General features: G+C 34.1%; 8 protein-coding genes. All 8 read right to left on the bottom strand.

Translation table 11 applies throughout. The features are described from left to right. Positions 1-209: 209 nt before the first annotated feature. The 8 genes from Q8L85_06545 to Q8L85_06510 all read right to left on the bottom strand — a co-directional run bounded on the left by Q8L85_06545 (position 210) and on the right by Q8L85_06510 (position 8,274). The gene (locus Q8L85_06545) at positions 210-1,499 is read right to left on the bottom strand and encodes a phosphotransferase (protein MDP1724344.1); all 1,290 of its coding nucleotides are present in this window, start codon (positions 1,497-1,499) and stop codon (positions 210-212) included. Between the two features lie 149 nt (positions 1,500-1,648). After that, positions 1,649-2,119, bottom strand: a complete 471-nt coding sequence (gene lepB / locus Q8L85_06540; GenBank protein MDP1724343.1) for a signal peptidase I — start codon at positions 2,117-2,119, stop codon at positions 1,649-1,651. Positions 2,120-2,138: 19 nt separating this feature from the next. Continuing rightward, positions 2,139-3,026, bottom strand: a complete 888-nt coding sequence (locus tag Q8L85_06535; GenBank protein MDP1724342.1) for a GNAT family N-acetyltransferase — start codon at positions 3,024-3,026, stop codon at positions 2,139-2,141. Positions 3,027-3,345: 319 nt separating this feature from the next. Further along, complete coding sequence (locus tag Q8L85_06530; protein MDP1724341.1) at positions 3,346-4,506, bottom strand: hypothetical protein; 1,161 nt, start codon at positions 4,504-4,506, stop codon at positions 3,346-3,348. Positions 4,507-4,810: 304 nt separating this feature from the next. Beyond that, positions 4,811-5,572 carry a MerR family transcriptional regulator gene (locus Q8L85_06525; protein ID MDP1724340.1) on the bottom strand — a complete coding sequence of 254 codons (762 nt, stop codon included), beginning with the start codon at positions 5,570-5,572 and terminating at the stop codon, positions 4,811-4,813. A 128-nt stretch (positions 5,573-5,700) separates the two neighbouring features. Continuing rightward, the gene (locus Q8L85_06520; protein MDP1724339.1) at positions 5,701-6,588 is read right to left on the bottom strand and encodes an aminoglycoside phosphotransferase family protein; all 888 of its coding nucleotides are present in this window, start codon (positions 6,586-6,588) and stop codon (positions 5,701-5,703) included. Positions 6,589-6,600: 12 nt separating this feature from the next. After that, positions 6,601-7,062, bottom strand: a complete 462-nt coding sequence (locus Q8L85_06515; GenBank protein ID MDP1724338.1) for an RDD family protein — start codon at positions 7,060-7,062, stop codon at positions 6,601-6,603. Between the two features lie 312 nt (positions 7,063-7,374). Next, the gene (locus tag Q8L85_06510; GenBank protein MDP1724337.1) at positions 7,375-8,274 is read right to left on the bottom strand and encodes an alpha/beta hydrolase; all 900 of its coding nucleotides are present in this window, start codon (positions 8,272-8,274) and stop codon (positions 7,375-7,377) included. Between the last annotated feature and the right edge of the window lie 160 nt (positions 8,275-8,434).

The following is an 8,434-nucleotide window of genomic DNA, read 5'->3' as shown; positions in this document are numbered from 1 at the left end:
GACCAGACTCGCAAACGGGTTCTTCAAACACCAATGCTTCGACGGCCTCCAGGTCGCACAAGCTTTTTATACACATGTTTGCGAATTTGGTCATTCCTTTTAAGTCCGACCCTTTTAGGTGGTGGGAAACTCGCAACGACGAACCTATTGATTTTTAATAACTCTACTTTCGAGTTCATACTCTATCTTTCGTTTGAAGCAAAAAATTATTAATCTACAAAAACAGGATATAAATCAAGTGGTTTTGAATCTACCCATCGTTCAGTAATTTTTGCCAACACTTTTTCAGCTATTGATCTTAACTCAGGCAATTTATTATATTTTAAAGACACCTCGATAAAAGCCTTCAATCTTGATAAAACACGTGGCCGCGCCAAATTAGCGTCTTTGTTCCAACGGTTGCCAACAGGGATTGGTCCTGTACCCATATTAAAATCTTCATCCAATACACCCCCAGCATTCATGAATGCTGTTAGTGCCCATTGGCCACAAGCCAATGTATACGCATTGTAATAAACGTCATCATCAAAGGCCTTTGATAGGTTTTTTTCTAATTCTTGACGGTAAAGTACTTCAAGCGAATCAATTAATGTGGGTGGAAAAGCTTTCGCACACCAACAGGTTGGCATAGACATACGCAAGTAAGTTGCGTCTAACATTGCATTTTTAACAACTGACCATTCAAAATCAATAATATGAAGTTTGTTTTTTACAGGATTATCAAAAACGTTATCAGGACATATATCACCATGAACGAGCGTTGTAAAAGCACCGGGCTCAAGACTATTTTTAAATATTAAATCCAATTCTTCATCAAATGCAGCTGGCGCTTTAATTTCAAGTTTATTTAAAGCGCGTATAATAAATTGATGCGCTTCCTCTTTTTGGGTTTTATAATCTTCCTGCCATGTTTCTGCGTTTTCATTGAGTCTTTTTAAAATAGCCGCATAAACATCGGTTCGACCTATACCAAAGGCATGAAATTTAGCCAAAGAGGTTACAAATCGAGTCAAAGCCGACTCAGCTTCTTGTCTATTATATCCAGTGAGCGAATCAACCAAACTAATATGATTCTGACCCAAATCTTCTAAAAGAACAAAACGATTTGGCACACTGCCACCATAAAATCGAGGCGTTATTGATTGAGCCTGATCTTCGGTGCTCATAAACTCAAGGCCAGCCCAATCACGACAAAAACGACCAAAAATTTCCTTATCATCCTCATCTTTATCTTCCACGTCAGGAACAGATTCTTTGAATATAAGAGTCTGTGAGAGTTGTTCTGTTTTCCCTTTGAATTCAATACGTAAAATAAGATTACGACGTTCTTTTTCACTCAATTGAACAGATGATACAATATCAATTTCTTTATCAAAATGTTGTGAAAGAATTTGTTTGATTTCAGGAAAATAACGCGCACCAGGTGAAGCAGAACATAATTTAAACATCGTCAATCCAATAATTAATATAGCTGAACTTATAAAGAAATATTTTTTCATTTTATTACCATTTTAATTTAATATATTTAAGATAGTGAAATTTGTAGCATATAGTGATATAGAAAATCTAGAAATTATCTATGTTTTTTATTTGGATTCAACGCAACTTCTACCGCTTCTTGATCCGAAACAAACAAATTTTAAATGTTTTACCAAATAAGCCCTAAAATAGACGACCTTGGTATAGGTCCAAAAACGCGACTATCATCATGTTGCGCCGAAAGATTGTCCGATAATACAAAAACATGATCTTTTGGAACCTGAAATGGTTCATTTAAAGCAAATGTGCCATATTGCCATCCAGACCAATTTCTATGAATTTCTTTCTGATCAAGAGCGATATTATTCACAATAACATTCCCTTCAATGATCTGTATTGTATTATTCTCTAAGGCGACTATCCTGGCTATCCAATCTTTGTCTTCATGCTTGAATACAATAATGTCATCTATTTTGTATGATCGAAAATAAGGGGTCGCTTTATTTAAAAAATATAATTGACCATCCTTAATAGCAGGTTCCATACAATCTCCAGAAATACGATACGGCTTGGCAAATACAAAAAATACGATTACAAATGATATAACAATGAGTATTATAATTTTATATATATTTTTCATATTGCTTTCCTATACTACGTTAATATGCAACCGTCGACGCTATATCTAACACAAAATGATATCTCAAAGCATTGTATTTTGAAACAAAGCTAAGCGTTCTTTCATTTCCTTCTGGATCAATCACCCGATATAAAACGTCTTTATTAAGTCTTTGGTCAGCATTTTCATCAAAATAATAGGATAAAATATGTTGTTCTATTTGCTGAGCATTTTCAAATATATTACCCTTTAAATCAATGTCAATATTTTTTTGAGATAATAGCATAGATTTAAAACCACTCTTAAGCATAAGTTTACACGATGCAATGTTAGAGGGACGTGCTGTCGCAACAAATACATTAAGAGGAGCCTCACCAAAACATTTAAATTTTTCAACAATACTAGACGAAACTTCTTCTCTCAATCCATGCCCAATTTCAGTGACTTCTTTTGCCCAAATTGAAAAAAACACCTTAGAAATACTGGTCGCAACGCCCTTACCCCAAAATTCCTTATGTGCAGCATATCCAACATTAGCATAACCAGGACCATCAGAAGAGAAACAACAAAACCCAATAAATTGATTTGTTTCTTTAAGAAAAATTGTCATTGCCCCTATTGGTTCCCCCTTTTGAAAAGAAGGCATCCAAATGTCTTTAAGATAATGTTCACTTTTCTCATATGAAACTGCCTTGCCAAGACCAAAAAACTTCATAATATCAGCATCAGCAAATAATTGCTGATAGAAGAGTGTATCTTCTTCGTGAACCTCACGCGCATACCAAACAGAACCATCATTTAAGGTGCCTTCCACATAAGAATGAAGTCCAGTGCCACCTTCAACATCATCCCAAATAAAAACAGGATTTGCACTAAGTTGAAAACTAAAGCAAATATAGAACGCGATTAATACAAAAAAACGTCTCATTTTATCCTTACACTTTCTTGATAAAGAAAATTATAATAAATTTTTATTGTAAAATAAGTAGCGCAATATCATATGTATGTCAATAAAATTGCCGTAAATTCTGTGCTTAAAACAATTAATAACACCCTAAACGACTAAAAAGTTTTTATACATTTTAATAAAAAAGAGGCCAATCAAATCGGCCTCCATCACACGTAAGTTAGAAATTCTGCGCTACATAAAATCGCATCGCCTCTTCTAGGATCTCAACCATTTCAGGATGATACACATCAAAGAATTTTGTAAAACTTAAACCCAAATTTCTTTTTTTTGACTTCTCTTAATTATTAAATACTTCAAAGAGGTTACCTTGCGCAAATGCTTCATTGAAAAATTTAAAATAATTTTCTAAATTTTCAAGAAGTGCATCAATTTTTAACTTTTGTTCTTCATCCGCTATTTTGTAAATATCATCCATGCGATCAAGCATATCACAAAAGATAGAATAGGCTGTAATAGGTTTACGATTACCTTGCGGATCCGTATAAGTAAAAAGAAGAGAAGGGTTACCATGATCAAGTGGTTTTAATTCTTCGAATGGATCAAAAGAAGAGCTTGATGTTCTACCATTCCCATAAAAAAATTGTAAATATGCAATCAACAAAATATGCTCTTTTGAAAAAACAGCTTCATGATTATCAATAAGCCTAAGGTATTGTTTACGCAATCCTTCTTTGTGAGCATTTTTTACGTTGATCCCTGCATTATCTAACAGTACTTTCAATGTGTCCCAATGTTCTGTTCGATTTATAAAATACACTCTATGATCAGAAGTTACTCTCGCATAAAATTCTTGATAAAGGGCTCTAATTTCTTTTCCTTTTTTTATAGATTCTTGGGTCTCTGTCGAACTTGAAGAAGACGAAGAAGAAGACGAATTGTAAACTGCAAATTCAGGCATTGTGTTGAATGGACTCTGTCTTACATAACCCAATCCAATGACTTCTTGGATAGCTCTATTACGAAAATATTGCCTAAGTTCCTCTCGTTTTTCATCAACCTGTTTTGGCGACGGTAGATAAGTTTCTTTTTTTCCTGAGCGTGAAATCTCAGCCGGAACTACAATCGTCAAAGCCTCTTTTACACCACATTCTAGAAAACTATTAAAGAATTCACATGAACCCATACTCGTACAAATATCACGTAATCGTCTTGATAAGTCATACCCTTTCGTTATGTCCATATCACAATGTGCGCCTTCTGCATAAAACAGACTTTTTTTTAATATTTTATATCCTCTTTCGTAGCCCCCAGCATTTAATATTTTAAATTGTTCTTCTGTTATACCATAAGGCTCCACTATTGAATTTTGACTTACGAGATTTACGACCGTTGAGATAAAATTAGAAAACGCGCCCAATACACTTCTATTTTGGCCACCAACAGCATTAGCATCAATCGCACAAGAAACAAACAAAGACAAGATAAGAACTTTTTTCAACATATTCTCCATTTAATAATTTAAATTACAAATATACTAATGTAAAAAAAATTAAAAGTCAATATTTATATTAATATTAATAAGTATATAAATTTAATTACTTGGTGAATTTAATTTTTATAAGTTAAGCTTTTTAATAAAAAGGAGCCGAAAAATCGACTCCTAGAAAACATATACCCAATCGGTTTCAAAGTGTGGGTAGGAAGATGAGCGGTGAAGCACGCGGAGTGTATCTCTTCATACATGAGCATGCTGAATCCCGAAATCTGACGCACTCCACAATTTGAAAAAGGAAGGGTATAGATTATAAATTTTGTTCTGCATAAAACCTCATCGCTTCCCCTATAAATTCAACCATATCAGGATGGTATACATCAAAAAATTTTCTAAAATCTGGATGTTCAGCATATAGTTTTGTAAGACCAATATAGACCTCCTTAGTTAAATCATAAAAACGATTTTGTAATTCATAATGCGCGTGGATCAGCTTTTGAACTTCAGGCGACGATGGCTTTAGATCCTGATCAATCATAACAGCCAAATCCTTATGAAGCGCATCTCCTTTATTTTTCACATCATCCCATTCATCTTTATCCCATTTTGCTGTGCGTTTTTTGCTTTCGACAAGCAATTGCTCGGTTTCATGACCATAAGATTTAACAAGATATTGCTCATATTCCTTTTGTCGATCACTGTCAAAACCATAATATAATTCTTTGTCTGTCATTTTTTCTGTACCTCTCAAATGTAAAATTGTTTTATCAATCGTTTCCAGAAGTTTATTTTTGCGATCAATTTCCTTCTTCAAAAAACCCTTATGGGCTTGAAGCGCTTTGACTTGATCAAAACCATCCATAGTCAAAAGTTTTTGGATTTCCTTCAGCGGAAAACCCAGCTCTTTAAAAAACAAAATTTGTTGCAACAGTAATAAATCTTTTTCGGCGTAATATCTGTAACCATTCGCGGCATAAAAATCAGGCTTCAACAAACCAATTTCGTCATACCAATGAAGCGTTCGCACCGAAACGCCTGATAATGTCGTCAATTGTTTTACAGAATAACGCATAATTTATTACTCCTTCTGACCGATATAGATAAAGGTAGAATATGACGTAACGTGAGGGTCAAGATTTATTTTTAAGTATTTTTTTTACAATTAAATTTCTTTAGAAAAAATGCATAAGAGGGACTAACCTACAACACATCCTCAATAATTCTTTTCTGAACAAAAGCATCAGAACTATTTTGATCTGTTATTTGACATAACTCGAAAGTCGCTTTCCATAAAGCCCAGGCTTTTGCACGAAGCCAAGTATCGTCATCTAAAGCAATCTCGTTGATAAATATATCTCGCGCTTTACCTTTCAGAAAAGTCCACGCAATCACTAAATCACATGCAGGATCACCCAGGCTTATACCTCCGAAATCAATAATGGCAGTTAATTTTCTATCATGCATCAACATATTACCAATCGCAAAATCGCCATGAATCCAGACTGGATTTTGATGCCATCGCGTTTTGCAAGCATTCTCCCATAATTGCATTGCCTTATTAGCATCTATTACATTAGAGAGCTGTGCGATTTGGTCTCTGGCGCCTTTATCGTAAACACTCACATGATCGCCACGCCACCAATTATGCTGACCCGGTTTTGGTCCATCAACAGCATCCATGCTTTGCAATTCTTTTAAAAATTTTGCTAAATCAAAGGCAAGTTTTTCTAAGCAATCATCATCTAAAACAAGAAGATTAATACTAACGCCTTCCAACCATTTATAGATAGAAAATGGATAGGGATAATCATCTGAAGGATTGCCCATTTTGAGGGGAGCAGGAATATTGACTGTTAAATAGGGCGCGAGCCTCGGTAACAAGTCTTGCTCTTTAGGCACTTTCAACGCATAAGATGCGGCACTTGGCATGCGGATTAACAGATCATTTCCTAATCGATAGGTACGATTATCATGGCCTTGTTTTTCAACTGATCTAATGGGTAAATGCGCATATTCTGGAAATTGAACGGCCACAAGTTTACGTGCCAGATCAGAGGTAATGTTGGATGGTTTAAAATTATTTGTCATAAGATCAATTTCTTAAAAACCATCATCTTTATCAATAACCTTTGTTTGGGCAATAACATCATGAAAACATTTTTTACCTTTTGTAACTATTGGACAAACTATATACCAAAGGATAAAAACAATTGCAGCTATCTTGATAGAAAAAAATATTATGAGAATAGGCGACATAAAAATTATTTCACGTGCATAAGCAGTTGAAAAAGTCAAAGGAGACCCATCATCAAAAACGACCTTCAAATCAACAAGCTTTTTATCCAATCCGCCTTGCCAGGAAGTAGATACAAAATAAGCCCCAAAAGCCGCAACCACTAAAATGATTGCAAAAGCAATAACAACAAGGCCTAACAATTCTGCTCCACTATTGCTGACGTGCAAAAAAGGCGAACCCGCTTCAATGGCACCAGTACCAAACAACAATGAAGACCCTAACGCCCTTCTTAACAACATATTTGGTTTCTTAGCAAAATGTTCCATAGCAAATCCTTTTTTCTATTTCATACAAGTTGACATACTTAACATAAGAAACATTTAGCTTTTTAGAAAGCTCTTAACACATAAGTAAATGTAAATGAGAGATAGAATAAAAAAAAGATAAAATACAAAAAAGAGCCTGAAGCGCTTAAGTTTCAGATCCACTAAGATTCACATTCTTAGTAAACAAAAAAAGAGAGAAAGCAATTAATCTAGAGTAATTTCAAGTAAGTGAAACAATATATTGCTTTAATTTAAGAATACCCTGAATAAGAAAAAGTGGGGTTATTATATTTAACCCCTCTACCAAATAAATTAGTTTGGTTGATTATTTTTAGTAAAGTCAACAAATTCAGATAGCAATTGGTTAAATTCGTGACTTTTTTCCCAAAGCGTTGCATGCCCCGAGTCTAATTCAAAAATACCAAACAAATTATTATAGATTAAGCTTTTAATATAGTCATTATTGATCCCTTTGTCTTGTTTTCCATAAACAAAAGCGAGCGGTGTTTTTGTTTCTTGAATAAATTCTTTTTGATTGACGCCTTTACCCATAAAAGTAGCAGTAAATACATTCTTACGTGCATTTCCATCAGTTCTCATACCCGTTATTACAAAATAATGATTATCATCAGGATTAATACCACTCATAGCAACAAATTTTCGAGCTTCCTCTTCTGTAAAATTTGTTTCTTGACCCATCATATTTCCACCTTCAAATGGAAGAAAACCTGCGCCAAATCCAGCTGGGGCAAGTTCAATAGGCGGTGTGCCTGTTAAGAATAAACCTGTTACGAGTTTAGGGCGTTCATACGCTATTTCTATCGCAATATGACCACCTATTGACCATCCACAAAGAATAGCTTTTTTTACATTAAGTAAATCGAGGGTCTCTAAAACAGCTTTGGCATTACCTGGAAATGAATATGTAGCAACAGGGTCTATTGCGTTATCGCTTTTACCATGGCCAGGTAAGTCTATTGCAATCAAATGATATTGCTGGCCTAATTCATCGAATTGTTTACTAAAAGCTTCCTTAGAGATAGAATTTGAATGAAGGAATATTATTGTTTCTCCCTTACCTTCACTCTCAAGATAAGAAATTTTTCCTGAAGACGTTGTTATAAACCCCTCTTTTAAAGCTTCGCAACTATTTATATTTTGAAAAAATAAAATAGTTAAACTTAATATAAATGTTTTTTTAAGTAGATTCATTTTAGATTCTCCTGTTTTGTATCATAGTACACGACACTTTTTTAATTTGATCTAAGGTATTGATTTTTTATAAGAAAACATAGTACAGACAAGATACAAAAAAAGGAGCTGTACAATGATAAAAATGAATACCTTAGATCAAGCAATAAATAATCACTTC

The sequence above is a fragment of the Alphaproteobacteria bacterium genome, assembly GCA_030680745.1.
Lineage (GTDB): Bacteria > Pseudomonadota > Alphaproteobacteria > JAUXUR01 > JAUXUR01 > JAUXUR01.
This window is presented reverse-complemented; position numbering and strand designations above follow the sequence as displayed.